Source organism: Curtobacterium sp. PsM8 (assembly GCF_030433875.1).
In the GTDB taxonomy this organism is placed as follows: Bacteria; Actinomycetota; Actinomycetes; order Actinomycetales; family Microbacteriaceae; genus Curtobacterium.
Window position 1 is genome coordinate 1 of the sequence record NZ_JARUXD010000163.1, and the last position, 271, is coordinate 271.

Consider the following 271-nt stretch of genomic DNA (forward strand, 5'->3'; position numbering starts at 1 on the left):
TTCATAAACAGGTCAATCCATTTTTTCGCAGGCCCAAGAAACTCTTCAAGCGGTTGAATGTCTTCTTTAAATGAAGCGAAGATCATGCCGTTATATTCTTCTACCCGTAGACTCACCAGCGGTAATTCTGACTTATCTAAACAATCGCCGTAACTTTCCGGAGATGGCACACCACGTAAACTGCCATCAAGTGCATAGCTCCAACCGTGGTACGGGCATACAAAACTGTTAGTTTTTCCTTTTTTATGTTCACATACGGTTGCTGCGCGGT

1 protein-coding gene is annotated in these 271 nt (G+C 43.5%); it reads right to left on the reverse strand.

Annotated elements, in window-relative coordinates; all coding sequences use genetic code 11:
• Positions 1-271 (reverse strand): aromatic ring-hydroxylating oxygenase subunit alpha (locus QCD68_RS17230; protein ID WP_301223896.1); only part of this gene is annotated, 271 nt, incomplete at both ends.